Source organism: Porphyromonas canoris (assembly GCF_000765975.1).
GTDB lineage: Bacteria > Bacteroidota > Bacteroidia > Bacteroidales > Porphyromonadaceae > Porphyromonas_A > Porphyromonas_A canoris.
The window spans coordinates 287283-313546 of sequence record NZ_JQZX01000008.1; the positions used below are offsets into that span (position 1 = coordinate 287283).

The following is a 26264-nucleotide window of genomic DNA, read 5'->3' on the forward strand; positions in this document are numbered from 1 at the left end:
ATGTTATTCTCTCGGTTCCGACAGCCCTTGTTTTTGACCCGTTTTTGGGGATGTTTTATATAAAAACAGAGCGGTAAGATTCTCTCTCCATGCCGATGATTTTCTCTTCTGTTTTGTATCATTTCAAATCCGTGAGTCTTTAATTCGTTTGTTATCAGACAAGTATGAGAAATCGCGAATTTGGAGAAAATTTTTTCTCAGTCCGTTTCATCGGGCTTTTTCACGTTAATAGGAGTGAATTTTAACACTTATCTCTGTGAACGTTTCCTAATAAAGAAATTCGCCTTTTCAGCTGCATTTTGGGGTAAAAATGTGTAGGTAATTGATTATTAGTATTTTAATGGTTTTGGCTAAACACTTTAATTGAATTCGGTAAACGTATTAAATGAAATCGGTAAACGTGTTCATTGAAAAATTAAACACGTTAAGCCGAAAGAATATGCTCGTTTAGCGTTTTGGATGAACAAGTATCGGAATTTGTGTTAATAAATCGGGCTGATTTAACAAATTCGGCACCCCTCTGAAAACAACCCCTCCGATCAAAGTAGAGAGCAGGGAAAAAGAGAGCATTTTTCGAGATGGAATATATAAAAACAGAGCTTGAAAATGGGGTTAAAAAGCAGCAAAATCTCTCCCGATACATTTTTGTCGGTTCTCTTTTTTCTTGTATAAGATGTTTTGTTGATGGGCTTTTCCGTTATGGAAATATATAAATAATACTTGATTATAGTTAGATAAACCATTTTCTTCTCCGTTTTGGGGCAAAATGATATACTCAATAATGGTTAGATCTGCCTATATATCAAATATTTGTTGTATTTTTAGAGAGAAAAAGAGAAAAGTATAACGAATAAATCTTATATAATAAATGAACTTTGACATAGCAATAATTGGTGGTGGTCCTGCCGGTTACAATGCCGCTGCAAAGGCTTCCGCCGGAGGTCTTAAGACCGTACTCTTTGAGAAGAGTGAGCTTGGAGGCGTTTGCCTCAACGAGGGTTGCATCCCGACCAAAACACTTCTCTACTCCGCAAAGACACTGGAGAGCGCAAAGTCTGCTCTCAAGTACGGCATCAAGATAGACGGGGAAATCTCTTTCGATTATAAGCGAATCATCGCTCGTAAAAACAAGGTCGTCAAGAAGCTTACAGCCGGTGTGGCGTTCAAGATGAGCTCTTCGGGCGTTGAGGTCGTAAGGGAGTTGGCAACCATTGCAGGGGAGTCGGGCGATGAGTTTATCATCAAAAGCGAAAGCGGACAGGAGTATCACGCAAAGTATCTGTTGCTTTGTACCGGTTCGGATACCTTTATCCCTCCCATTCCGGGCTTGGATGGCGTGGAGTATTGGACCAGCAGAGAGGCTCTCGAATCCAAAGAACAGCCTCGTTCCATCGTGATCATCGGAGGCGGTGTCATCGGTATGGAGTTCGCTTCATTCTTCAACAGCATGGGTTCCGAAGTGTCTGTAGTGGAGATGATGCCGGAGATACTTGGAGCGATGGACAAGGAGACTTCGGCAATGTTGCGCGATGAGTATGCCAAGAGAGGTGTCAGCTTCCACTTGAATACGAAAGTTGTCGAAGTGTTTGACGGAGGTGTCAAAGTAGAAAAAGATGGAGAGACTTTCACCATAGAGGGCGAAAAGATCCTTGTAAGCGTGGGACGCAAAGCCCGTTTGCAAGGCTTCGGTCTCGAAAATATACCGGTGGAGACCAACCGTGGCGGTGTTGCCGTGAACGAGTATATGCAGACCTCTCATCCGAGAGTCTATGCCGCCGGAGACGTTACAGGCTTCTCTCTGTTGGCACACACTGCCATACGCGAGGGAGAAGTGGCAATAGGACATATCCTCGGAGAGAATGTTCCGATGTCCTACAAGGCTATTCCGGGCGTTGTATATACCAATCCCGAAATCGTCGGAGTGGGCAAGACCGAAGAGGAGCTTCGTGAGAGCGGAACCTATTTCCGTGTATTGAAGCTGCCTATGGCTTATTCCGGTCGCTTTGTGGCAGAAAACGAGACCGGAAACGGACTTTGCAAGGTGTTGGTAGACGAGAATGAGACCATACTCGGATGCCATATGCTTGGTAACCCGGCATCGGAAATCATCTTCGGTATGGGCATTGCCATCGAGAACGGAGAGACTCTCTCTTCTCTCGGAAAGCATGTCTATCCGCACCCGACCGTTGCCGAGATTATCCACGAAGTGCTGCACGACTAAGATAAGAGGAGTCAGATCGCACACGGATGCCTCACAAGTTTTCCCGTTTTCAGTTTGCACTGCTGCGCGGATCAGAGCCGTCGCTCATTCTTGCTCTGGAAGAGTGGTTGGTGAAGCATTCGGAGATTAACATCATACTTCTTTGGCAGACTCACCCTTCTGTTGTGCTCGGAAAGTATCAGAGCGTAGAGAGGGAGACTCGAAAGGCTATCCTCGACAGCCGAGGGGTGAGTCTGTACAGAAGATTTACGGGAGGTGGAGCGGTTTTTACCGACGAAGGCAATGTGAACATCAGCGTTATAGGGTCGTGCGAGACCTTTACCTTTGATGACGCGGTGCTCCTTCAGCTCTCTTTTTTGCACCGTCTCGGCGTGGATGCCAAGGCAGATAACAGAAGAAGTCTGCTTATCGAAGACCGTAAAATATCGGGCTCGGCGCAGGCTGTATATAAGCAGAGGCAGATTTTTCATGCTACTCTTCTGGTCGAGACAGACCTTTGCAAGCTGGAAGAGATGCTTCGCCCTGAAAACACAAGCACGGAAAGCGATCCGCACCCAAGTGTCCGGAGTCATCGCTCTCCCGTCACAAATATCTATACCAACTCCGGAAAAAGCTATACGATAACGGAGGTTGAAACACAATACCGGGTGTTCTTGTCGGATCTTGGCTGTAAAGAGACAGACCTGAGCACTCTGCTAAAAAAATCCGACCTGCTGGCACTCGAAAGAGAAAAGTATCAAGACCGCTCTTGGGTCATGTTCGGGACAAAAGATCAAAGCAGAACCAAAAACAGATAAGCAAATTATATTAACACTCAAAACTCAATTTATTATGTCTCTATTTGATATAAAAATGCCCAAGTTGGGCGAAAGTATCACAGAGGGTACTATTCTCACTTGGAATGTGAAAGTGGGCGACACCGTGGAGGAAGACGATATCCTCTTTGAGGTGAACACTGCAAAAGTAAGTGCCGAAATCCCTTCTCCCGTAGCCGGAGTAGTAAAAGAGATTCTTCATGTAGAGGGCGATACCGTGGCGGTAGGCAATATCGTGGCACGTATAGACCTTTCGGGCGAAGCCGTAGTAGGAGAAGAGAGCAAAGCTGCCGCTCCTGCAGAAGAGGCAAAGTCCGCATCTTCTCAGCCCGAAAGCCCGAAAGCCGAAAAGCCTGCCAAGAAGAGCGGAGATCGTTGGTACTCTCCTATTGTGCTTCAAAAGGCAAAAGAGGGTAAGGTATCTGCCGAAGAGCTGGACTCTATTCAGGGAACAGGCTTCGAGGGCAGAGTATCCAAGCATGACATCATTGCCTTTATAGAGAAGAAGAAAGGCGCACCGGCTCCTTCTTTTACCAAGCCTGCAACTCCTGCCGCACCTGTTGCCGCCGCACCGCAAAAGGCAGCACCTTCTGTTCCGGTAGTGGCTGGTCCGGAAGATACCGTTATCCCTATGGATCCCGTACGCCGTATCATTGCGGACAGAATGACCGAATCCAAGCACATATCTCCGCACGTTACCAACGTTATAGAGGTCGATGTTACCAATCTGGTGCGTTGGAGAGACAGGGAGAAAGAGGCATTCAAGAAGAGAGAAGGTATCAGCCTTACATTTATGGCACCTATACTCGAAGCTACAGCCAAGGCTTTGAAAGACTATCCACGTGTCAACTCTTCCGTGGATGGCTATAACATCATCGAGCGTAAGTCTATCAACATCGGTATGGCGGTATCTCTTCCGGACGGAAATCTTATCGTACCGGTGATTAAGAACGCAGACCGCATGAGCATTCCGGGCTTGGCGAACGAAGTATCTGCTTTGGCAAACAAAGCGAGAGCCAATAAGCTCGGAATGGATGAGATTCAAGGTGGAACATTTACCATTTCCAACTTCGGATCTTTCAAGAGTCTCTTCGGAACGCCAATCATTAACCAGCCTGAGGTAGCCATACTCGGCGTGGGAACGATAGAGAAGAAACCTTCCATTTTGGAGACTCCGGACGGTCCGGTAATGGCAATCAGAGATAAGATGTATCTTGCTCTCTCTTACGATCATAGAGTAATAGACGGTATGCTTGGAGGTAATTTCCTCTATCGTATAGGGCAATATCTTGAAGAGTGGAACGCATAACAGATCATAACCATGAAGAAATATTTTACTATAACCAATACTGATAAAGAGCTTCTAAAGAAGTGGTATCACCTCCTGATGCTGGGTCGCGCTTTGGACGATAAGGCTCCAAGCTACCTTTTGCAGTCGCTCGGCTGGTCTTACCATGCGCCTTACGCCGGACACGATGGCATTCAACTTGCCATGGGACAAGTATTCGACAAAGAGAAAGACTTCTTTTTCCCCTATTACCGAGATATGCTCTCCGCTCTCTCCGCAGGTATGACAGCGGAAGAGATTATCCTGAACGGTATTTCCAAAGCTACGGATCCGAGCAGTGGAGGAAGGCATATGTCCAACCACTTTGCCAAGCCGGAATGGAACATCCAAAACACTTCTTCTGCCGTTGCAAACCATGACCTTCATGCCGTGGGTGTGGCAAGAGCGATGAAGTACTACGGACAGAAAGGTGTGGCATTCACTTCTCATGGTGACTCTTCCACTTCCGAAGGTTACGTTTATGAGGCTATCAACGGAGCTTCAAGGGAGCAACTTCCGGTCGTATTCGTTATTCAGGACAACGGCTATGGCATATCTGTTCCGAAGAAAGATCAGACTGCCAACAGAAAAGTAGCGGATAACTTCACCGGCATGAAGCACCTTCGCATCATTCACTGTAACGGTAAAGACATCTTCGATTCCATGAATGCCATGACAGAGGCAAAGAATCATGCGCTCGAAACAAGCTGTCCGGTGATTGTGCAAGCCAACTGTGTACGAATCGGTGCACACTCTAACTCTGACAAGCATACACTATACCGCGATGAAGATGAGCTTGAATACGTAAAGGCGGCAGACCCTATACAGAAGTTCAGACGCATGCTCCTTAGATATAAGAGAGTGTCCGAAGAGGAGCTGTTGGAGATTGAAGAGCAGGTCAAAAAGGATGTAAAGGAAGCCAACAAGAAGGCTCTCCGTGCTCCCGATCCCGATCCGGCATCCATCCATGACTTTGTACTGCCTCCTGCATACGAGTCCACAAAATACCCCGAAGGTCTTCACAACAGCACGGAAGGCGAGCCGATCAACCTTGTTACCGCACTCAACCAGACCCTTAAAGCAGAGTTCCGCCACAATCCGGATACGTTCCTTTTCGGGCAGGATATGGCCAACAAAGACAAGGGAGGCGTATTCAACGTATCCAAGGGTATGCAGCAGGAGTTTGGCGAAGAGCGTGTATTCAACGCTCCCATCTGCGAAGACTTTATCGTCGGAACGGCTAACGGCATGAGCCGTTTCCGTAAAGACATCCGTGTGGTTATCGAAGGAGCAGAGTTTGCAGACTATTTCTGGCCTGCGATGGAGCAGTTTGTGGACACCACTCACGACTATTGGAGAAGCAACGGAAAGTTCTCCCCGAACGTTACCATACGCCTTGCCTCCGGAGGATATATCGGTGGAGGTATCTACCACTCCCAGAACATCGAAGGTGCTCTATCCACTCTTCCGGGAACGCGAATCGTTTATCCGACATTTGCGGACGATGCTGCCGGACTTTTGCGTACCTCCATGCGCTCCGAAGGGTTGACTGTCTTCATGGAGCCTAAAGCGCAGTACAACTCTGTAGAAGCACAGGCACACGTGCCGGAAGACTTTGAAGTGCCGTTCGGTAAAGGGCGTATCCGTCACGAAGGAAAGGATCTCACCATCGTTACTTACGGCAACACTCTTCTTCTCTCTCTGCAAGCAGCCAAGAGACTAAAGGAGGAAGGTGTCGGAACTGTTGAGGTGATAGACCTTCGTTCTCTTGTTCCTTGGGACAAAGAGATGGTTCGCAAGTCCATAGAGAAGACCGGCAAAGTCCTCATCGTACACGAAGACAAGGTCTTCTCAGGCTTTGGAGCGGAGATCGCGGCTACTATTGCATCCGAAATGTTCACGCTGTTGGATGCTCCGGTATCTCGTTTGGGTTCTACGTTTACACCGGTTGGTTTCAACCCTATTTTGGAGAGAGCCGTTCTGCCTAATGCGGATGGCATCTATCGTGAAGCTAAGCGTCTCATTGAATTTTAATACAGAAACAAGTTATGGAAAAGATAGGATTATTTTACGGAAAGAGTGCCAGAAAGACCTCCAAGGTAGCTGAGATATTGGCAGAAAAGATAGGAAAAGACAAGGTAGACCTTGTCCCTGTGGAGACTGCAAGCAAAGAAGACCTCAACCCATACAAGTATCTCATCATGGGAGGTGCTACATGGTTCGATGGCGAACTTCCATCTTACTGGGACGAAATCCTGCCGGACGTGGAGACACTCTCCATGAAAGGAAAAAAGGTGGCTATCTATGGTCTTGGAGATCAGGCGAGCTATCCGGAAAACTTTGTGGACAGCATCGGTCTGCTTGCAAATCTTGTCAAGCATTGCGGTGGTGAGATCGTAGGTTATACCTCTACGGAGGGTTACGAGTACGAGCGTTCGCAAGCAGAAGAAGAGGGTCAGTTCATGGGCTTGGCTCTCGATTTTGAAAACCAGGAAGCTCTCAACGAAAAGCGCATCTCGGACTGGGTGGCTCAGATCCTCAAAGAGTTCGGCATCTGATAGAGACCCCGACAGCGAAGAGCCCCTTTCGGACATCGCTTTTGAGCAAGGCTCTCTCCCAAGAAAGCCGCTTACGGAGCTTAGGCGATCTTGCCGATGCTTCACGACATAAAGGCTTATAACAGACACAGACACTGCAACACGAAATGGTTGCGGTGTCTGTCTTTTTTTCAGACTGTTTTGCCAATATTTGGGAGACCGAAAACGGCTCTGCCGGAAGAGCCGTTTTTATATATTCCATCCCGAAAAATGCTCACTTTTTTTCGGCTCTCTATTTTGATCGAAGGGGGTGTTTTCAGAGGGGTGCCGAATTTGTTAAATCAGCCCATTTTATTAACACCATTTTTGATACCTGTTAAGCAAAAACGCTAAACGAGCATATTCTTTCGGCTTAACGTGTTTAATTTTTCAATGAACACGTTTACCGATTTCATTTAATACGTTTACCGGATTCGATTANTAAACGAGCATATTCTTTCGGCTTAACGTGTTTAATTTTTCAATGAACACGTTTACCGATTTCATTTAATACGTTTACCGGATTCGATTAAAGTGTTTAGTTAAAACTGTTAAAATGCTAATAATCAGCTCTCTACGCATTTTTACCCCAAAATGCCTCTGAAAAGACAGACTTCTTTATTAGGAAACGTTTACAGACAGAGGTGTTAAAATTCACACGAATTAACGCGAAAAAGCCCCATGAAACGGACTGAGAAAAAATTTTTTCCAAATTCGCGATTTCTCATATTCGTCTGTTGTCTAATAGGTTATAAGAATAGAGAAAATTATCCGGACTGAATCAGGCGAAAAAAGGAGGCGATTGAGGGGGCAGACAGACCGACTGTTTTTATATAAAAATTCCCGCAAAATGGATTTGAGAATAGCCTGCTCCGGGAAGAGAGATACTCTTTTCGTCTCTCCTTTGGATAGCTGTACGGAAAACGTTATTTTTGTACCCAAATACAGTAACCTATATCATATCGTTATGGCTATTATACACCAAGAAGTTTCTCGCACGTTTGGCGAATATCTGCTTATCCCCGGATTGACGGAAAAGACCTGTACACCGGACAACGTATCCCTGCGTACTCCTCTTGTGAAATATCGGAAAGAGGATGGAGAGAGCAAGATTAACCTGAACATCCCTTTCGTTTCGGCTATCATGCAGTCTGTCTCCAACGATACGCTTGCCATCGAGTTGGCTCGCAACGGAGGGCTTTCTTTCATCTTCGGTTCCCAACCGATAGAGTCTCAAGCGGAAATGGTGAGAAAGGTAAAGAAGTTTAAGGCAGGATTCGTTACCAGCGACTCCAACCTTACACCCGATCACACCCTGCAAGATGTCTTGAACCTGATAGCCAAAACAGGACACTCCACCATCGGGATCACTCATGACGGCACGCCCAATGGTATCCTTAAAGGTATTGTAACCAGCAGAGATTACAGACTTTCGGTGGATCCGAGAGACAAGAAAGTGGCAGACTTCATGACGCCATTCTCTCAGCTTACCGTGGGAAAGCTCGGTATCACGCTCTCCGATGCCAATAACATCATCTGGGGACACAAGCTCAATACACTTCCTATAATAGATGACGAGAACAGACTCTGCTACTTCGTCTTCCGCAAAGACTACGATAACCATCATCAAAATCCTAATGAACTCTCCGACAAACAAGATAAAACACTTCTTGTAGGTGCCGGTATCAACACTCGCGACTATCAAGAGAGAGTGCCTGCACTGGTAGAAGCCGGAGTGGATGTGCTGTGTATCGACTCGTCCGACGGCTACTCCGAATGGCAGAAAGAGTGTCTGGAGTGGATCAAGAGCAGATACGATGTGCCGGTAGGTGCCGGAAACATCGTGGATAAAGAGGGTTTCCTCTATCTCGTGGAAGCAGGTGCGGACTTTATCAAGGTCGGTATCGGTGGCGGATCCATCTGTATCACTCGCGAACAAAAGGGTATAGGTATGGGGCAAGCCACTGCCGTGATGAACGTGGCTGAGGCAAGAGACGAATATTTTGCTTCCAAAGGCATCTATGTTCCCATTTGCAGCGACGGCGGTATCGTACACGACTATCACATGACACTTGCTCTTGCAATGGGTGCAGACTTTATGATGATGGGAAGATACTTTGCCCGCTTCGATGAGAGCCCTACCAAAGTGCTCAAGGTGGGTAACAACTTCGTGAAAGAGTACTGGGGAGAGGGTTCCAACAGAGCTAAAAACTGGCAGCGTTATGATGCCGGCGGTGATGAAAATCTTAAGTTTGAAGAGGGTGTGGACAGCTATGTGCCTTATGCCGGTAAGATGAAGAGTAATCTGGATAAGACTCTTGCCAAGATGAAAGCCACGATGTGCAGCTGCGGATCCACCACCATCAAACACCTGCAACACCATGCCAAGATTACGCTGGTATCTTCTACTTCCATAGTGGAAGGCGGTGCGCACGATGTGATACTGAAAGAGTAAGTGAAACAATTATACAGAGAGCAAAGAGAAAAGATGTTTTCAGGAATAGTAGAAGAGGCAGGACGCATCGTTGATATTGTCCACGAAACAGGTACAGAGAATGTACACCTCACCGTAGCGTGTTCTTTCGTAAACGAACTGAAGATAGACCAGAGCATTGCCCACAACGGCGTTTGCCTTACGGTGGTGGAGCTTACGGATGAGACCTATACGGTAACAGCCATAAGCGAGACACTCAAACGGAGCAATCTGGGTGATCTTCGTCCCGGAGACTTGGTAAACTTGGAGCGATCCATGTTGATGAACGGACGTCTTGACGGACACATCGTACAAGGACACGTAGATACCACCGGACTTTGCAGTGCAGTGGAAGAGGCAGACGGCAGTACTTATTATACCATAACATACAGCGTACCCAAAGATATGGCTCTTCAAGGCTACATGACGGTAGAGAAGGGCTCGGTGTGCGTCAATGGCGTTTCCCTGACAGTGTGCGACTCTACTCCGAACTCGTTCCGTGTAGCCATCATCCCTTATACCAAGGAGCATACCAACTTCCGTACCCTTGCCGAAGGGCATAGAGTGAACCTGGAGTTCGACATCATCGGAAAGTATTTGGCAAGACTGCGCTCTCTGGAGTAATATCCCCCGACAGTATGAGTAAAGATATTTATACCCTCATTCGGGAACGGAAGAGTCATAGAAAGTATGACCCCGAATTTGAGATCCCTGATGAGGTGCTTGGCAGAATCGTTGAGGCAGGACGGCTTTCCCCTTCTGCCTGCAACGGACAGCCTTGGCACTTTGTCGTTGTCAAGGATCGGGAGCTGAGGAAAAGCGTCAGCGACGCACTGCGGACACCTCTTACTCCGGGTATGAATAAGTTTACCACGGACTGTTCTGCCTTTATCGTCGTGGTACAAGAGCGTACCAACATCGCAGCCGGTATAGGTGCGGTGATCAAGAGTACGGATTACAGCTCTTTCGATGTAGGAATAGCCGTGGGCTTTCTCACCTTGGCAGCAGAGCATGAAGGCTTGGGAAGCTGTATCATAGGCTGGTTGGATAAAGGCAAACTAAGGCATCTGTTGAATGTCCCAAAAGGAAAAGATATTCCCCTTGTAGTGGCTCTGGGGAAAAGTAATGATAAACTCTCACAAAGAAAAAGGAAGCCGGAGCAAGAGGTGATCTCTTGGGACACATATAAGAAGAAGTAAACGGCTTTCGTTGTTTCGGCTAAAAGTAGAAGATTCAATTATTTCTTGTAACTTGATAAGCGGTAAGCAAGAAATAGATATTATCACTAAATGTATTACTATGGCAGTTCCAGAATTTAAGTATCAGGCGATGTTCCCACTCGGACCTGAGAAAACCGAGTATTATAAACTGACAGATCAGTACGTGCAAGAGGTAGATTTTGAAGGCACAAAGATGTTGAAGGTAGATCCGGAAGCCCTTACACTCTTGGCACAACAGGCTTTCCATGATGTTTCGTTCTTTTTACGTCCGGAGCATCAAGAGAGTGTTGCTTCCATTCTTTCGGATCCGGAGGCTTCGGAGAACGATAAGTTTGTCGCTCTTACATTCCTTCGCAATGCAGAGGTAAGTGCCAAAGGGCAGCTTCCATTCTGTCAAGATACAGGTACAGCCGTAATCCTCGGCAAGAAAGGACAGAATGTCTTTACCGGTGTATGCGATGAGGAGTATCTTTCTCGCGGTGTGTACAACACTTATACCCAAGACAATCTTCGCTATTCTCAGAATGCGCCGTTGGATATGTACAAAGAGGTCAATACCGGATGCAATTTGCCGGCTCAGATAGACCTTATGGCAACGGAAGGCGGAGAGTATAAATTCCTTTGTATTGCCAAGGGTGGCGGCTCTGCTAATAAGACATACCTCTATCAAGAGACCAAGGCTCTTCTCAATCCGGATACGCTTGTGAAGTTTCTTGTGGATAAGATGAAGAGTTTGGGTACAGCTGCTTGTCCTCCTTATCATATAGCTTTCGTGATTGGCGGAACATCGGCAGAAACAAACCTCAAAACCGTCAAGCTGGCAAGTGCAAAGTATTATGACGAGCTTCCGACCAGCGGTAACGAAGGCGGTAGAGCTTTTCGCGACATAGAGTTGGAGAAGACTTTGCTGCAAGAAGCATATAAACTCGGCTTGGGAGCGCAGTTCGGCGGAAAATATTTCGCGCATGATATTCGTGTCATAAGGCTTCCACGTCACGGTGCATCCTGCCCTGTAGGAATGGGTGTAAGCTGTTCGGCAGACCGCAATATCAAGGCAAAGATCAATCGTGAAGGTATTTGGATCGAAAAGTTGGAGACTCATCCGGAACGTCTTATCCCGGCAGAGATGCGCGAAGGACACGAAGGAGAAGTGGTGAAAATAGATTTGAACAGACCGATGGCAGAGATCCTGAAAGAGCTTAGCCGTTATCCGGTCTCCACAAGACTCTCTTTATCGGGTACCATCATCGTGGGTCGGGACATCGCTCATGCGAAGTTGAAAGAGCGCATAGACAGCGGTCAAGGATTGCCCGAATATGTCAAGAACCATCCGATATACTATGCAGGACCGGCAAAGACCCCGAAAGGAATGCCTTCCGGATCTTTCGGACCTACAACGGCAGGGCGTATGGACTCTTATGTGGATCTCTTCCAGAGTCATGGCGGAAGCCTTATCATGATTGCGAAAGGTAACCGTAGCCAACAGGTTACAGATGCTTGCCATAAGTACGGAGGCTTTTATCTCGGCAGTATTGGCGGTCCTGCTGCAATCTTGGCACAGGATAGCATCAAGAAAGTAGAGTGTTTGGAGTATCCGGAATTGGGTATGGAGGCGATCTGGAAGATAGAAGTAGAAGACTTCCCGGCCTTTATTCTCGTGGACGACAAAGGCAACGACTTTTTCAAAGTGATCTCTCAAAAGTGTGAGGGTTGCGCTTTGAAGTAATCCTTATACCTCGTTGAACGATCGCATAGATAGCAGATACCATGATGCCGTCAGGGCATTGTTGGGAGAGTTATCGGGCGATGTTTCAAGAGAGATCTCCGTTAAGGATTGGCTGTTGTGCCTGTCCGGGTTTTTGGAGATCGCCACTATCGACAGCGGTCTGACCTTTGAAGGGCATTACGCAAGGCTTGTATACCTTCGTCATGACCCGGTATTTAAGGGCTGTTTACAGCTTTGCAGACGCATCGTGAACAGGTATATCAATTTTTTGAAAAGAGATCCGTCCGAACTTGTTGAAGATACGGAGCGACGTGCATTAGCTGCATTCATAGGGCACTATTGCGGAGAGACAGCTCTCGGAACGGGTTTTATGGATAAGGAAGCGAACTCGCAGGAAGTACCCGATGTACTTCCTTCGGGTTCGCTTCCCTCTTTTTTATATCTGGTAGTAGAAGAGATCGGAGAGACGAGTGTGAATGGCTGGGCGTATGGAGAGAATAAAGGTGTGTGGGAAGAGTATTATCTCACCTTTCTTTACCGTCATACTTACCAGCATGGAGCTTATGACCGTTTGGGCGCACAGGTAGAAAGAGGCAGTGTGATACATCTTTACGACATTCGGGAAACGGCGGAGGGGTTGGTACCACTGTTTATAGTCGTAAGACCGGATATTATTCTGGATGTAACTTCCATAGCCGAATGTTTCGTCTCACACGATTTCTCCGATCCTATGCTCTTCTTGCTTGCAAGGCTCAAACCGCAAAGCCACCCGTGGTATCTGCTTCGGGGAGCTGTGGCGAATAAGTTTCTCGATGATCTTGCGACCTCTTCGGAGAGTGTCTCATTCACTTCTTCTTTTCACGCTGCATTCTGTGCAAATGCGCTCGGATTTGCTTATGCCCGGCTTCCCGTAACATTTGGTGAAGAGGCACAAAGCCAATACGACAACATCCGTAAGAGCATCCGGCTTCTGCGGAAAGAGCAGTTTGAAAGCGTTGCTTTGGAAGCAGAGATTCATGCACCCCTTTTCGGAATGAGGGGACGTATAGATATGCTCTCAAGAGACGGCAGCAGGCTGCTGGAGTTAAAGAGCGGAAAGCCCGGAAGGGGAGGGCATCCTCAACCGCCTCATGCCATTCAGACCATCCTCTATAACCTCATGAGCGAAAAGGCATTCGACTTTCCTCCGGAGCAGAGACAGAGTTACCTTTTGTACGCCACTACGGGCGATTTGTTCCCGATACCGGCTACCCGAAAGAGTGCAATCCTTGCAATGGGACTTCGCAATAAGATGGTCGGCATCCTGCTTCTCGGTTCAAAAGATGAAGCAGGCGGGCAAAAACTTTGGGAGATATTGGAGCAATACCTTCGTTTGAATGCCGACTCTTCGGAAAATCCTCCCTATGTCCGGGACGAATGCAGAGGTTTATTGCTCTCCATGGGAGGCAGTCGGGATCCGCTTTTACACGCCTATCAGAGAGCTTATTTCGGTTTTTTGATGCGGGAAGAGATGGCTGCTTACACCAATCAACACAGCAATATGCTTCCCGACGGCACACACACGCCCCCTCACTCGCTTCCGCAGTGGTGGAATGAAAGGGAAGGAGAAGCGTGGACTAACCTTATATTGATGAAGAACAGCTGTACGGATGCCGATCATCCCCTGCTTATCTTCTCGTGGGGAGGCGATAAAGGGACAATGCCGGAGGTTGTACCGGAAGCAGGAGAGGTTCTAAGGCTCTATCCTGTATCTTCCGGAGCGGAGGCTTATCCCTGTTTGCGTTGCAGTGTTACCGATACTTCGCCGGAAGGATTGACGGTAAGACTGTTGTACGCTCAACCCGATGCCGAACTTCTGCAACTGCGAGAAGGAAACAGCTATCACTTGGAACGCATCGGAGGTCAAAATATCGGAATGGCGCACCAGTACAGAGCAATAATGGCTTTGGGGCGTACCACCTCACGGCGCAGAGACCTTATCCTTACCCGTGCAGCCGGATTGGAACGGAGCGCAGAGCCGTCAGCCTGTAAAAACGATCTGGACAGAATCGTACAGAAAGCACTCCGGGCAGAAGAGTATTTCCTGCTTGTCGGACCTCCCGGTACGGGAAAGACCTCTCATGCGTTGCGGACAATGGTCGAAAGATTGCTTGCCGAAGGCAAACGGATAGTGCTGACAGCCTATACCAACAGGGCGGTGGACGAAATCTGTTTTGCCTTAGAGGAGATACCGCAAGCGGCAGGATACATCAAGGTAGGCAGGGAAAGCATCACACCCCAATCCGTAAAACCGCATCTTCTTTCCGAGCGTACGGCTCACTGCCGATCCCGAAAAGAGATTCTCGATATTACGGAAAGTTGCCCCGTTTTTGTGGGCACGACGCTCTCTCTTCTGGGACACGCTCTGCTGTGGAGCAGGAAACCGTTCGATGTGCTTATCGTCGATGAAGCTGCCCAACTATTGGAACCTCAACTTTTGGGTCTGCTTACCGCCACTGTCGATGAGGATGGAGAGAGAAGAGAAGCGTTCAAAAAGTTCATTCTCATCGGGGATCACAAGCAGCTCCCTGCGGTAGTGGCGCAGGACAATGAAGGGCTTACAAGCATAGATCCACTACTGAAAGAGCACCGGATGGAGCAGCTCTCTCATTCGCTTTTTCAGAGACTTCTGGAGCATGCCAAGCGCAACAACCATACCCATCTGTACGATGCCTTGACCCTTCAAGGGAGGATGCACCCGAAGATAGAGGCTTATCCCTCATCCGCTTTTTACGACTCTCTGCTGAAACCATTGGGGTTGCCACACCAGCGAGAAGCACTGCTGCCGTTTGCTCTGTCGGAAGAGGAGGAGAGCCTCACCGCCATACTGAAAAGGGAGAGAGTACTCTATCTCGACACTCCGAGAGAACAGCACTCGGAACATAAGGAGAACCGGGCAGAGGCGGAGCAGGTCAAAAATCTGGTACAGACGCTTCTTGTCATGGCTCACACGGCAGGTAAGCGCATTGTCCCTACTCATCCCAAAGAGGCTACCGATCGGCTTTTGAGCCTTGGCATCATCACGCCATACCGCCGTCAGATCCTGACCATCAGACAGACGCTTCGTTCGCTTTCGGATGATGCGTTGCTGGTTTCGATGGTAGGTAAAGACTCTTTGCAGTATCTGCTCGATCATCTTGTGATAGATACGGTGGAGCGTTTTCAAGGCTCGCAAAGAGACATCATTCTATACTCTGTCTGCACCAATCAACCGTTTCAGATCTCTTTCCTTTCCGCCTCTTCGTTTCGGGATGAAGCCGGAAAAGAGATAGACCGCAAGCTCAATGTGGCACTCACAAGAGCCAGACATCAGATGATTTTGCTGGGAAACAGAGAGATACTGTCGCTTAGCAGAGGTTACAGCGGATATATCGAAAGAGCGGCGGAGGTACCCCTCGAAGCACTCTCAAAACGGGTAAAAAAGTAGCTCTTTTCGGGAGCTTTTATATAAAAACGGCTTGACACTCTATCGCCGAAATCGCTCTCTTTTTTCTTCTGATTCTCTCCGGATAATTTTCTTTATTCTTCTAATTCGTTCTATAACAAACGAATATGAGAAATCGCGAATTTGGAAAAAATTTTTTCTCAGTCCGTTTGATGGGGCTTTTTCGCGTTAATAAGTCTGAAATTTAACACCCTCTTCTGTGAACGTTTCCTAATAAAGAAATCTGCCTTTTTAGGGATATTTTAAGGTGAAAATACTTAATTGGCTGATATTGAGTATTTTAGTTTTTTGGCTAAACACTTTAATCGAATCCGGTAAACGTATTAAATGAAATCGGTAAACGTGTTCATTGAAAAATTAAACACGTTAAGCCGAAACAATANTAATCGAATCCGGTAAACGTATTAAATGAAATCGGTAAACGTGTTCATTGAAAAATTAAACACGTTAAGCCGAAACAATATGCTCGTTTAGCGTTTTGGGTGAACAGGTATCGGAATTTGTGTTAATAAAATGACCTGAATTTAACAATTCGGTCGTGCTCTCAGAACGACACCTTTGATCCAAATAGAGAGAGGGAAAAACGGAAGGTATCCATCGGTATGGAATATATAAAAATGCCTCTCTGTCAGGAAGCTATTATTTCTTCTTTTTTGCCGGTTCCCATTAGGGGTCTGCTTCCCGGCTATCCGGAAAAATATTAGTATCTTTACCCATTATTTATAGATAATTGAGATGACGGTTATTACAAGACTATCCGGAAAAATATTGCTGTGTCTGCTCTTCTCGTTTGGAGTGATAAGCGGGGTGGATGCAGCTTCTAAGAACTACTACTATTTCACTTCACCTGCAAAAGTATGGGAGGAACAGCTGCCACTGGGTAACGGACGGATCGGACTCATGACCGATTCTCGCCTCAGCCATGAGACTATCACGCTGAACGAGATTTCGATGTGGTCTGGCTCTAAAGAGAATACGGATAACCCCAAAGCCTTGGAGTCGTTGGAAGAGATTCGTCGTCTGCTCTTTGCCGGAGAGAATAAGAAAGCTGAAGAACTCGTTTATCGCACCTTTGTTTGCGGAGGAAAGGGGAGCAATTACGGGAGAGGAGATATTGCCCCATACGGATCTTATCAGCTCTTTGGACGTCTGCATCTGAGCCACTACGGGATAGAACCCCAAGTGACAGACTACAAGAGAGTACTGGACATAGACAACGCACTGGCTGAAACCACCTTCTCCTCCGGAGGAGTGCAGTACAGCAGAAAATACTATACCTCTTTTGCAGACGATGTTGCAGTCATCGAACTGACGGCATCGGAGTCGGGCAAGCTCTCTTTCGACCTCGCCTGGAGCCGTCCACAGCATGCTCATTTCCGTCTTACCAAGAGTGGTGCCGTGATAGAAGGGGTACTCCCGGATGGTACAGGCGGCTATGGTAACAGATTTTTTGGAGAAGCACGTGTCGTTTTGCCCGAAGGCGGATCCATCTTCCCCAACAACGGCTCTTTGGAAGTACGTCAAGCCACTTCCGTACTCATCCTCATTGCAATGAACACCTCTTATGGTGGAGTGAACGAAAAGGAGAGGGTCACCAAGAGACTGGATGAAGTGGCAGCAAAAGCCTCGCTCGACTTTCTCAGAGAAGCGCATACGAAAGCATTCAGAGAGAAGTTCGGACAGACGGCAGACCTGTCTCTCGGAGAGCATCCCAACGAACAACTTCCGATGCCGGAGAGATTAAGACTGTTCCATGAAAACCATGAAGACCTTCCGTTGGTTGCGTTGTATCAGAAGTTCGGACTCTATCTTTTGGTCTCTTCGACACGTGAAGGCGGTTTGCCGCCTAACTTACAGGGGCTTTGGGCAAGCACCATAGCAACGCCTTGGAACGGAGACTACCATTTGAATATTAACCTGCAGATGAACTACTGGCCGGCAGAAACAGGCAATCTTTCTCCGCTTCACCGGACTCTTTCGGACTGGACACTGGATCAGGTAGAGAGTGGAAAGCGGACTGCAAAAGTGTTCTACGGAGCAAAGGGATGGGTTACTCACATTCTTGGCAACGTATGGCAGTTCACCGCACCGGGAGAACACCCTTCATGGGGTGCCACAAACACATCTGCGGCATGGCTCTGCCAACACTTGTTCAGACATTACAGATACAACCTCGATAAGGCTTATCTGAGAGAGGTATTCCCTGCAATGCTCGAAGCATCGCGCTTCTTTGTGGATATGTTGGTTAAAGATCCTCGCAACGGCTACCTTGTAACAGCCCCCACAACCTCTCCGGAAAATTCATACTACACACCGAAAGGGGAGGTCGTACACATATCTGCCGGATCCACAATGGACAACCAAATCATACGCGAGCTGTTCGGGAATACCATAGAGGCGGCTCGGATACTCGGTATCAAAGATCCGCTACTGAAAACAATGGCTCAGAAGAGAGACAGCTTGATGCCTACGACAATAGGTGAAGACGGCAGAATACTCGAATGGCTTGAGCCATACAGAGAGGCAGAGCCGCATCACCGCCACGTCTCACACCTTTACGGACTCTATCCGGGCAGTGAAATCAGCTTGGAACACACGCCGGATCTGGCGGCAGCCGCAAAGAAAAGCCTTGATGCACGTGGTGATGTGAGTACGAGTTGGTCTATGGCGTGGAAGATAAACTTCTGGACAAGACTGCACGAGGGAGATAGGGCATTCAAGCTCATTACCGAACTTCTTCGCCCTTGCAGTGTGCAGGGTATGGACTATAAGGGGTACAGAAGCGGCACGCTGCCTAATCTTTTCAGTGCGCATCCGCCTTTCCAGATAGACGGAAACTTCGGAGGAGCAGCAGGTATCATGGAGATGCTGTTGCAGAGCGAGTCCGGTGTGATAGAGGTAATACCTGCACTGCCCTCTTCATGGCGTAAGAGCGGAAGCTTCCGCAATATCAAAGTGGTGGGAGATGCCCTTATCTCTGCCGAGTGGAAGGATGCCAAGATCGTTGCTTTTACGCTGACGGCTTCTGCTCCTTATACTCATAAGCTGAAAGCGGACAAGGGATTGGAGACACTCCGACTGCAAGTGAAAGGAAAAGGTTCGGCTAAACGCCAAGGCGGTTACTGGATACTGAACCTCAAACCGGGCGATACGGTCTCTGCCCGCTAAAGATGTAGAGAGAATGGGAAAGAATAAGCTTGCCAAGTTTGCCGATATGGCTGCCCTGCCCAACGTGTATGAATATCCTTTCGGAGTGCTTCGTACCGGCGTGCAGTTCCCTTTCCGTGGAGAGTGGAGAGCCAAAGTGTTTGAGAATGATGCTCCCATTGTTTTGGAATTGGGCTGTGGCAGAGGTGAATATACCGTGGAAATGGGACGGATGTTTCCGGATAAGAACTTTATCGGAGTGGATATCAAGGGAAATCGTATGTGGACGGGAGCAACCACAGCCCATAGAGAGGAGCTTTCCAATGTGGCTTTCCTCCGGACGGAGATAGAGTTTATCGAGACATTTTTTGCTCCCGGAGAGGTGGATGAGATATGGATCACGTTCCCTGATCCGCAGATGAAAAAGGTGCGGAAAAGACTTACCTCTGTCCGGTTTATGCAGATGTACAAGAGAATCCTTGCTTCCAACGGAGTGGTACACCTGAAGACGGACAGCCGGTTTCTCTATACATTCACATCCGCAATGGCTCGGCACAACGGCTTGGAAGTGATCCGTTCCATAGAAGACATAGACAAAGAGGTGGACGAAGAAGATCCGTTGAGAAAGATTCGTACCTACTACGAAAGCCAATGGAGAGAACGAGGATTGACGATAAAGTATATCGTACTCTCTCCGGCACTGCTCACCGATCACTCCGAAGACCCTGACATAGAAATAGAGCCGGATAGTTACCGTAGCTTTAACCGGGAAAGAAGAGGCTCTCTTAACTTAAAATCGAATATATGACACTTAAATTATACCCCAATCTAATATTGGATGCCTTGCGGAATGTCCGCTATCCGGGCAAGAGCGAAGATATTGTCAGCGCAGGAATGGTACAGGCTGACAGCATACACATAGCTGGTAATAAGGTTTCGTTTGAAATACATTTCCCGAAAGAGAATGACCCTTTTGCAAAGTCTCTTGTTCGGGCAGCAGAAACAGCCGTCAATACTTATATCTCTCCGGATGTAGAGGTAAAAGGAAATGTAACAGCCGTTTTCCCTAAAGTGGTGAAAGAGGAGAAGCCTCAACTTCTTCCCGGTGTGAAGAATATCGTTGCCATATCTTCCGGTAAGGGAGGAGTGGGGAAAAGTACGGTTACAGCCAATCTGGCTGTTGCCCTTGCCGCTTCGGGCTATAAGGTGGGCGTGTTGGATGCAGATATATTCGGTCCAAGCATGCCTAAGATGTTTTGCTGCGAAGAGGCAAGACCCTGCTTGGAGAATATCAATGGTAGGGATCTTATCATCCCCGAAGAGAGTCATGGCGTCAAACTGCTCTCGATAGGATTTTTTGTTAATAAAGATGCTCCGGTGCTTTGGCGCGGAAGCATGGCGTGCAATGCCCTGAATCAACTTATAACAGAAGCGCATTGGGGAGAGTTGGATTACTTTCTCATCGACCTTCCTCCCGGTACCAGCGATATTCATTTGACACTTATACAGACTCTCGGCATCACGGGCGCAATAGTGGTTACCACGCCTCAGGATGTGGCTCTTGCGGATGCACGAAAAGGGGTGAATATGTTTTTGGATGAAAAAGTCAATGTTCCGCTCTTGGGTTTGGTAGAGAACATGGCATGGTTTACACCCGAAGAGCTACCGGAGAATAAGTATTACATCTTCGGTAAAGAGGGAGGTAAACGCTTGGCAGAAGAGGTCGGAACCCATCTTCTTGGACAGATACCTCTCGTTCAAAGCATTCGTGAGGGGGGGGACAGCGGTGTACCCATTGCTGCCAATCCCGATAGCATTGTCGGACAGGCGTTCCGCGAATTGGCTGCCAAGGTAATCGAGAGCGTAGAGGAACGTAACACGACTCTCCCTCCAACGAAGAAAGTTGAAGTGACGCGCAAGTAATAACACAAACACAAATACTTATCGCAATGCAACAAGAACAAGCACAATTCCGGATAAGTAAGGTGGTGCAGAGTATCAATCCCTCCTTGCTTCTCTTTTTGGCGGCTTTGGCTGCTATCATTTTTGCCAACTCTCCCTGGCAAGCACAGTATTTCAGCTTTCTCAATAATCCGATCAAAGTAAATATCGGAGATTACGGACTCTTTGAACATCACGGGAGACCGATGACGCTGCAAGAGTTCGTGAACGATGCTCTTATGGCTATATTCTTCTTCGTAATAGGCCTGGAGATTAAGATGGAGCTTCTTATAGGACAGCTCTCAAGCATTAGAAAAGCGATGCTTCCGGTGGTTGCAGCCATAGGAGGAATGATAATACCGGTACTTGTTTTCTACGCATTTGTTCACGATGGAGGTATGGCAATGAGAGGTGCAGCCATACCTATGGCAACGGATATAGCTTTTGCTTTGGCTGTTTTAGCGGCAGTCGGCAAGCATGTCCCTCCTTGTCTGAAAGTCTTTTTGATGTCTTTGGCTGTGGTGGATGATATTGGCGGTATCATCATTATCGCTCTTTTTTACAGCGGACAGATACATCTAACCTCTCTGTTGATAGGGCTTGGTCTCTTGGTGGTAACCTATATCTTGGGACGTAAAGGGATGGACAAGGCATATATCTACTATTTCATTGGCTTCATTGTCTGGACTTTCTTCTTGCATAGCGGTATTCACACCACCATTTCCGGAGTATTGTTGGCGCTTACCATACCTTCTAAGTGTACAGTTCGCCTGCCTCAACTCAAGGAGAGTCTATCGGGTTTTGTTCAAGATTTCAATGGTCAGTACGAGATAGAAGCCGAGCGTGCTCAGAAGCTTTCTCACCGTCAGCTGGTTCGTTTGCGTCTTTTGGAAAAAAAAGTGGAGCGTTCTATCTCTCCGCTTCAGTTCATTGAGCACGATTTAAGTCCGGTGGTAAGCTATATTATTTTACCTTTATTTGCTTTTGTCAATGCCGGTGTAACATTCGGAGGAGTTACCATGTCGGATCTTTTGGGACTGCCTATTGCAATATTCTGCGGGCTTTTTATGGGAAAGATGTTGGGTATCTCTCTCTTTACTTATATACCGAACAAGATCGGGATATTGAAATATCCTGAGGGAATGACGACACGAAATCTTATCGCTATATCTATTTTTGGAGGCATCGGCTTTACGGTTTCGCTCTTTATAGCCTCTCTTTCTTACTCTCCCGAAACAGCAGAAGGCGTAAATCTTCTAAACCAAGCAAAGATCGGAGTATTCTCCGGTACCATAGTCTCCGCTCTTGTCGGATTCTTTGCCTTAAACTTTGCTACGAGACATCTGAAGAAATAAAGAAAATCCCCGATTTGAATCCAAATCGGGGATTTTTTATTTATGGCAATGTGTTGCAGCGTATTCTAAAAGACCTTTTCGAGCATCTCTCTACATCTGCCAAACTGTGCATTCTGTCTTTTCAGACGATCTATCAGAGCAGATAGCCTGAACAATGCCTCTTCTCCGGTATTTTGTCTCATATAAAATGGTAGCTTAATCAGAGGATCCGATGGCAGGTGTACAAATTCCCAAGGATGGAAATAGATATTGAAGTACTGTTTGTCTCTGTACGTGTAGATGCAGAGATCGTTGAATATATCCATCGGGAGATTGTGAAAACAGAGCCAAAAGAGAGGAAAACGTACTATTGGTGTAACGGATGCAGGCAGAACCAACAGCTGTTCGGGTGAGATAAACGGACGTGTCGGTTTACCTAAGTTGTTGTACCGTCCCGGCATCCACGTCGGATTCAGAGAGGAATCGTACTTATAACCTGCATTTTTGAGCGCATACCCCGATACATTCTGCATACGAGGCATACGGAATCCTACCACATCGTATCCGGTAATCTCTTGCAGCTTTAAGCGGGACGAGAGAAGATCATCTACATGGAAAGAGGAGTGATAATAGCCGTGTGAAGCCAGCTCGTGTCCTTCTTCCGTGATGCGTTGAACCAGATTCGGACGTTCCATTGCAAACGTTGCCGTACAAAAGAATGTTGCTTTTACATCCTTCTCTTTTAGTAGAGAAAGGATAGCTTCAGTACCGCGAGCCGATATTTCTATCTGCTTTTCAAATGGTATCGGATGACCAAACTCTACGGGAGCATCGAACTCCTCTATATCGAAACTTAAGAAAACCATCTTGATTGGAATACTTTAGGAAGGACACGAAGCTCCTTAAGAAGGACTTTCATGCCCATTCGGGATAAAACTACTTCATCTCTTACCTTTGCCGGAACGCCTTCCACTTTCAGGCGTTTTTTCACAGCTATCGAGATGAACTGTGTATCGAAGAGGAAAGAGTCTATATTCGTTTCCAGAAAAGCCTCTTTCCCTTTCCGGTTGAATCCTTTCAGACCGCCTTGTGTGTCTGTATATGGAAGACCGAGCAGTACTCTATTGACCAGATGAGAACCGTATGAGAGCAGTTTTCTCAAGGCAGGCAGACGATGCTGATAGCTTTTCCGCCTGATGGCAATCACCGCATCAGCTCCCGAAAGAAGGCTTTCGATAACATTGGTATAAGAAAACGACTCGAAAGGGAAGTCATAATCTGTGTACAGGATCAGGTCTGAGTCCGACATTTCTACACCTGAACGGAGAGCAAAACCTTTACCCCTGTTGACCTCGTAAGAGACATACCGCACGGGCCAAGGCAGATCGGCAATCTGTTGTTTCACCTCTTCGCTGTAATAAGAAAACGATCCATCCGGAGATATAATAAGAGAGATCTCCAACCTGTCCGAGTATTGCTCGGAGATAGAAGAGAGTTGCGTGTACACTGCTTTCACCCACTCTCCTTTCGGTTTATATGCCGGGAGAATGATGTCTAACGTCTGTTTTTGCATATCAAAAGTGGCTCAAGGGTCATTCTTGCCCATAGGATGAGGGCAAAGATAACTCCAAGATTATTGTGGTCAAGTATTATTCTTCGGATTTTTACGGGACATATCACATCTATGGGGCAGATGACATAGAAGAAGAAAAAGAGAGCTGTGAATATCTTATCCGTTTTGGACATGTATCCTTTGGCATACACCCAAAGAAGATACCCCGTCATACCTATTATATAGGTGTGTCTTTCGGTGGAGTTCCCCCACACCATCAGCGTCATCATTACCGTTCCGAGCAGCATTGCTCCCAGCATCGGGCGCAGGCTGTCTCTTCTCTCCCTCTCTTTTGTCTGCATCAGACAGAGAGCTATACAGACTGTCGGTAAGAGTGTAGCAACAATGAGTATCGGTAGTGTATATTCGTAGATCTCCGGTAGTCCGGCTTTAGCAATGAAGCGGTAGGCTACTTCAAAACGTTCGGGAGCTTCCCGTATGGAGATTGCCTCAAACCATGAGCGGTAGTAAGGCAGAAGTCCGTCCACTCCAACCTTTAGAGCAGGAAGAAGTAACGCTATCACCGAAAATACCATTCCGTGTCCGATGTTTTTCCAAAAACGAGGATAGAAAAAGAGTAGTACTCCGGCAAAGCCGATATACACTTTTGTGAAAGCCCCTATGACCAACAGAAGCACTGCCGGAAGGTATCGCCCCTCTTCCATCCATTTGTAAATAAAGAGAAACATAGCAGTGGTGAGAAGGTTGAACTGGAACGACATGATGGATGAAACCATAATTCCCACAAGCAGGAAGAAGACTACGGCAAGTCGCTTACTATTCCAAACTTTACAGCTATACAAGGAGTAGAAGAATGCCGAATAGCTTGTGAGATTCCAGAGAGAAGCTCCCAGCCACCAAGGAAGGAAGGCAAACGGAGTGAAAAGCATCGAGAAGAGCGGACCGTACAAGTATCTGTCGAGCCCGTTTCCGGCAACCCCGGTATGATCCCAACCGGAATAGGGATTGATGCCTGCCCAGAAATCTTTAGACCCATAGGCAAATATCTGAAAGTTGTTTGCCTTTAGGGAGACCAGCTCGGTAGTGGAGAAAATCAAGGTAAGCAGTAATCCGAAGAAGAAGATGCTCTGCGGCTGCAAGAGTAGAGTCTTGACGCTCTTTTTCTGTGTCATTTGTTATCAAATGGTCATTAGAGTTCTCACAAAGATACCATTTCCGCTCGAAATTGTGTTTTCACTCCTGCCTTCGCTCATGAAAGGAGAACTAATGAAAACGGAGATGTGTTGCGCAAACACACCTCCGTTTTGAGTTATAACACATCAGGGACGAACAATTATAGAGAGCTCCAATAGTCGTCGGACTCTATAATTTCGATCATGATTTTTCTATCCTGCTTACGAGTGCTGTCCGGCTTCTCCTTCGGAGCCAATGCCACTCTCTTACCAAGCCCTCTGTACTTCAGTTTATCTTGAGGAACACCTCTGGAGATAAGGGCATTGACAACAGCTTTCGCTCTTTCATTGGAAAGTTTATCGTTGTACTCATCGCTACCCACATTATCGGTGAACCCGGATATAAGGAATCGTTTATTGTTATTCTGGAGCATGAAAGCCGCCGTTTGATCCAAAGACTGCTTAGAAGTATCGTCTATAACACTGCTGTTAAATGCAAAGAAGATTCCTTCCAGAAGCATAGGGATAGAGGTTGAAGGGAGAGATGCCGGAGCAACTTTTACTTCTTTTTCGACGATTTTCTCTATCACTTTTTCCACGTATCTTACCTCCGTTTTGGGCTGCATTATCTTAGGCTCTCCACCGATACGCATCTTTATACCTACACGAGCATACCAAAGTCCGGATCTGTCCATGTGTTCAAATGCCTGATAACCGCCTTCCATATTTAGCCCCCAATGATCGTTAAACCAAAGATTGATACCCACACCTCCGTGTATGGGTATAAGATGTTTTCTTTGTATCTGATGAGGAGTCTTGTATTCAACACTTTTTCCATCAATTTGAATCTTTGGGTTTCCCTTAGAAAAACCATTGTAGAAGTATCCTGTCCCTATTGTCAGATAAGGATCAAATAGTGGATTCGGACGAAAATATTCTCCGAGCCTATAGCGTATTCCCAAATTGGTCAGGAATGCAAACTCTTTGTCATAACTTACCGACTGGGTAAGATCCACAGCCCAATGGCGCCCAAGCTCTTTTCCGATGCCTATATGTCCTCCGAAGAGCACGCTCCTCTTATCCATAGAGATAAAGTAGTGATGAGCTTTTTTGGAAGCTTCTGCAATATCTATTCTGGAAAGTCCGAGAGCATTACCCCCAAGGGAGATTTCCCATGCTTTCTTTACGGATTGCTGTGCGTAACCTCCACTCACGATAAGGGTAAAAAGAAGTATCCGTAGTATTGTCTTCATGA

The 26264-nt window shown here is 47.0% G+C and carries 19 protein-coding genes; 14 read left to right on the forward strand and 5 right to left on the reverse strand.

Features of this window, described 5'->3' with window-relative positions; genetic code table 11:
• The first annotated feature begins 868 nt into the window (after positions 1-868).
• The 5 genes from lpdA to HQ29_RS04240 are packed head-to-tail and all read left to right on the forward strand — an operon-like array spanning position 869 to position 6921.
• Positions 869-2221: a dihydrolipoyl dehydrogenase gene (lpdA, locus tag HQ29_RS04220; protein ID WP_036867716.1), complete on the forward strand. Its 1353-nt coding sequence runs from the start codon at positions 869-871 to the stop codon at positions 2219-2221.
• 26 nt (positions 2222-2247) lie between these two features.
• Entirely contained in the window at positions 2248-3018 is a 771-nt protein-coding gene (locus HQ29_RS04225; protein WP_052089800.1) for a lipoate--protein ligase family protein, read from the forward strand.
• A gap of 34 nt (positions 3019-3052) precedes the next feature.
• On the forward strand, positions 3053-4345 hold the full coding sequence (locus HQ29_RS04230) for a dihydrolipoamide acetyltransferase family protein (RefSeq protein ID WP_036867719.1): 1293 nt from the start codon (positions 3053-3055) through the stop codon (positions 4343-4345).
• Positions 4346-4357: 12 nt separating this feature from the next.
• Positions 4358-6397, forward strand: a complete 2040-nt coding sequence (locus HQ29_RS04235) for an alpha-ketoacid dehydrogenase subunit alpha/beta (protein WP_036864091.1) — start codon at positions 4358-4360, stop codon at positions 6395-6397.
• A 14-nt stretch (positions 6398-6411) separates the two neighbouring features.
• The gene (locus tag HQ29_RS04240) at positions 6412-6921 is read left to right on the forward strand and encodes a flavodoxin (protein WP_036791463.1); all 510 of its coding nucleotides are present in this window, start codon (positions 6412-6414) and stop codon (positions 6919-6921) included.
• On the opposite strand, the gene HQ29_RS10260 is transcribed toward HQ29_RS04240, so the two are convergent.
• Entirely contained in the window at positions 6902-7162 is a 261-nt protein-coding gene (locus tag HQ29_RS10260) for a hypothetical protein (protein WP_152566484.1), read from the reverse strand. The two genes, HQ29_RS04240 and HQ29_RS10260, sit on opposite strands and share 20 nt — an antisense overlap.
• A 744-nt stretch (positions 7163-7906) precedes the next feature.
• On the opposite strand from HQ29_RS10260, the gene HQ29_RS04250 reads away from it, so the two are divergent.
• The 9 genes from HQ29_RS04250 to nhaA all read left to right on the forward strand — a co-directional run bounded on the left by HQ29_RS04250 (position 7907) and on the right by nhaA (position 22285).
• Positions 7907-9394 (forward strand): IMP dehydrogenase, encoded by a 1488-nt coding sequence (locus tag HQ29_RS04250; RefSeq protein WP_036846294.1) that lies wholly within the window; start codon positions 7907-7909, stop codon positions 9392-9394.
• Positions 9395-9427: 33 nt separating this feature from the next.
• Positions 9428-10036: a riboflavin synthase gene (locus tag HQ29_RS04255; protein WP_036867924.1), complete on the forward strand. Its 609-nt coding sequence runs from the start codon at positions 9428-9430 to the stop codon at positions 10034-10036.
• A gap of 14 nt (positions 10037-10050) precedes the next feature.
• A complete protein-coding gene (locus tag HQ29_RS04260; protein ID WP_036867723.1) occupies positions 10051-10611 on the forward strand; it encodes a nitroreductase family protein in 561 nt (186 codons plus the stop codon).
• A gap of 100 nt (positions 10612-10711) precedes the next feature.
• Positions 10712-12358, forward strand: coding sequence for a fumarate hydratase (locus tag HQ29_RS04265; RefSeq protein ID WP_052089802.1), 1647 nt, complete (start codon positions 10712-10714; stop codon positions 12356-12358).
• Positions 12359-12371: 13 nt separating this feature from the next.
• Entirely contained in the window at positions 12372-15824 is a 3453-nt protein-coding gene (locus HQ29_RS04270) for an AAA domain-containing protein (protein ID WP_152566485.1), read from the forward strand.
• Positions 15825-16577: 753 nt separating this feature from the next.
• Positions 16578-19010, forward strand: a complete 2433-nt coding sequence (locus HQ29_RS04275; RefSeq protein ID WP_036867727.1) for a glycoside hydrolase family 95 protein — start codon at positions 16578-16580, stop codon at positions 19008-19010.
• Positions 19011-19023: 13 nt separating this feature from the next.
• A complete protein-coding gene (gene trmB, locus HQ29_RS04280) occupies positions 19024-19797 on the forward strand; it encodes a tRNA (guanosine(46)-N7)-methyltransferase TrmB (protein ID WP_036845599.1) in 774 nt (257 codons plus the stop codon).
• Positions 19794-20912, forward strand: coding sequence for an Mrp/NBP35 family ATP-binding protein (locus HQ29_RS04285; RefSeq protein WP_036845602.1), 1119 nt, complete (start codon positions 19794-19796; stop codon positions 20910-20912). Before trmB ends, HQ29_RS04285 begins: the two co-directional genes overlap by 4 nt.
• Positions 20913-20938: 26 nt before the next feature.
• Positions 20939-22285, forward strand: coding sequence for a Na+/H+ antiporter NhaA (gene nhaA / locus HQ29_RS04290; RefSeq protein ID WP_036845605.1), 1347 nt, complete (start codon positions 20939-20941; stop codon positions 22283-22285).
• Positions 22286-22350: 65 nt separating this feature from the next.
• Here nhaA and HQ29_RS04295 read toward each other — a convergent pair whose 3' ends face one another.
• The 4 genes from HQ29_RS04295 to HQ29_RS04310 form a co-directional block, all read right to left on the reverse strand.
• Complete coding sequence (locus HQ29_RS04295) at positions 22351-23130, reverse strand: polysaccharide deacetylase family protein (RefSeq protein ID WP_036791490.1); 780 nt, start codon at positions 23128-23130, stop codon at positions 22351-22353.
• Positions 23118-23837, reverse strand: a complete 720-nt coding sequence (locus HQ29_RS04300) for a glycosyltransferase (RefSeq protein ID WP_036845608.1) — start codon at positions 23835-23837, stop codon at positions 23118-23120. The genes HQ29_RS04295 and HQ29_RS04300 overlap by 13 nt, the downstream gene beginning before the upstream one ends.
• Positions 23819-25009, reverse strand: a complete 1191-nt coding sequence (locus HQ29_RS04305) for a glycosyltransferase family 87 protein (protein ID WP_036845611.1) — start codon at positions 25007-25009, stop codon at positions 23819-23821. The genes HQ29_RS04300 and HQ29_RS04305 overlap by 19 nt, the downstream gene beginning before the upstream one ends.
• A gap of 161 nt (positions 25010-25170) precedes the next feature.
• Complete coding sequence (locus HQ29_RS04310; protein WP_036845614.1) at positions 25171-26262, reverse strand: OmpA family protein; 1092 nt, start codon at positions 26260-26262, stop codon at positions 25171-25173.
• Between the last annotated feature and the right edge of the window lie 2 nt (positions 26263-26264).

Excerpts from the sequence above, each read along its gene's own strand:
- lpdA (WP_036867716.1), top strand. The coding sequence starts at position 869 with ATGAACTTTGACATAGCAATAATTGGTGGTGGTCCTGCCGGTTACAAT.
- HQ29_RS04225 (WP_052089800.1), top strand. The coding sequence starts at position 2,248 with ATGCCTCACAAGTTTTCCCGTTTTCAGTTTGCACTGCTGCGCGGATCA.
- HQ29_RS04230 (WP_036867719.1), top strand. The coding sequence starts at position 3,053 with ATGTCTCTATTTGATATAAAAATGCCCAAGTTGGGCGAAAGTATCACA.
- HQ29_RS04235 (WP_036864091.1), top strand. The coding sequence starts at position 4,358 with ATGAAGAAATATTTTACTATAACCAATACTGATAAAGAGCTTCTAAAG.
- HQ29_RS04240 (WP_036791463.1), top strand. The coding sequence starts at position 6,412 with ATGGAAAAGATAGGATTATTTTACGGAAAGAGTGCCAGAAAGACCTCC.
- HQ29_RS10260 (WP_152566484.1), bottom strand. The coding sequence starts at position 7,162 with ATGGAATATATAAAAACGGCTCTTCCGGCAGAGCCGTTTTCGGTCTCC.
- HQ29_RS04250 (WP_036846294.1), top strand. The coding sequence starts at position 7,907 with ATGGCTATTATACACCAAGAAGTTTCTCGCACGTTTGGCGAATATCTG.
- HQ29_RS04255 (WP_036867924.1), top strand. The coding sequence starts at position 9,428 with ATGTTTTCAGGAATAGTAGAAGAGGCAGGACGCATCGTTGATATTGTC.
- HQ29_RS04260 (WP_036867723.1), top strand. The coding sequence starts at position 10,051 with ATGAGTAAAGATATTTATACCCTCATTCGGGAACGGAAGAGTCATAGA.
- HQ29_RS04265 (WP_052089802.1), top strand. The coding sequence starts at position 10,712 with ATGGCAGTTCCAGAATTTAAGTATCAGGCGATGTTCCCACTCGGACCT.
- HQ29_RS04275 (WP_036867727.1), top strand. The coding sequence starts at position 16,578 with ATGACGGTTATTACAAGACTATCCGGAAAAATATTGCTGTGTCTGCTC.
- trmB (WP_036845599.1), top strand. The coding sequence starts at position 19,024 with ATGGGAAAGAATAAGCTTGCCAAGTTTGCCGATATGGCTGCCCTGCCC.
- HQ29_RS04285 (WP_036845602.1), top strand. The coding sequence starts at position 19,794 with ATGACACTTAAATTATACCCCAATCTAATATTGGATGCCTTGCGGAAT.
- nhaA (WP_036845605.1), top strand. The coding sequence starts at position 20,939 with ATGCAACAAGAACAAGCACAATTCCGGATAAGTAAGGTGGTGCAGAGT.
- HQ29_RS04295 (WP_036791490.1), bottom strand. The coding sequence starts at position 23,130 with ATGGTTTTCTTAAGTTTCGATATAGAGGAGTTCGATGCTCCCGTAGAG.
- HQ29_RS04300 (WP_036845608.1), bottom strand. The coding sequence starts at position 23,837 with ATGCAAAAACAGACGTTAGACATCATTCTCCCGGCATATAAACCGAAA.
- HQ29_RS04305 (WP_036845611.1), bottom strand. The coding sequence starts at position 25,009 with ATGACACAGAAAAAGAGCGTCAAGACTCTACTCTTGCAGCCGCAGAGC.
- HQ29_RS04310 (WP_036845614.1), bottom strand. The coding sequence starts at position 26,262 with ATGAAGACAATACTACGGATACTTCTTTTTACCCTTATCGTGAGTGGA.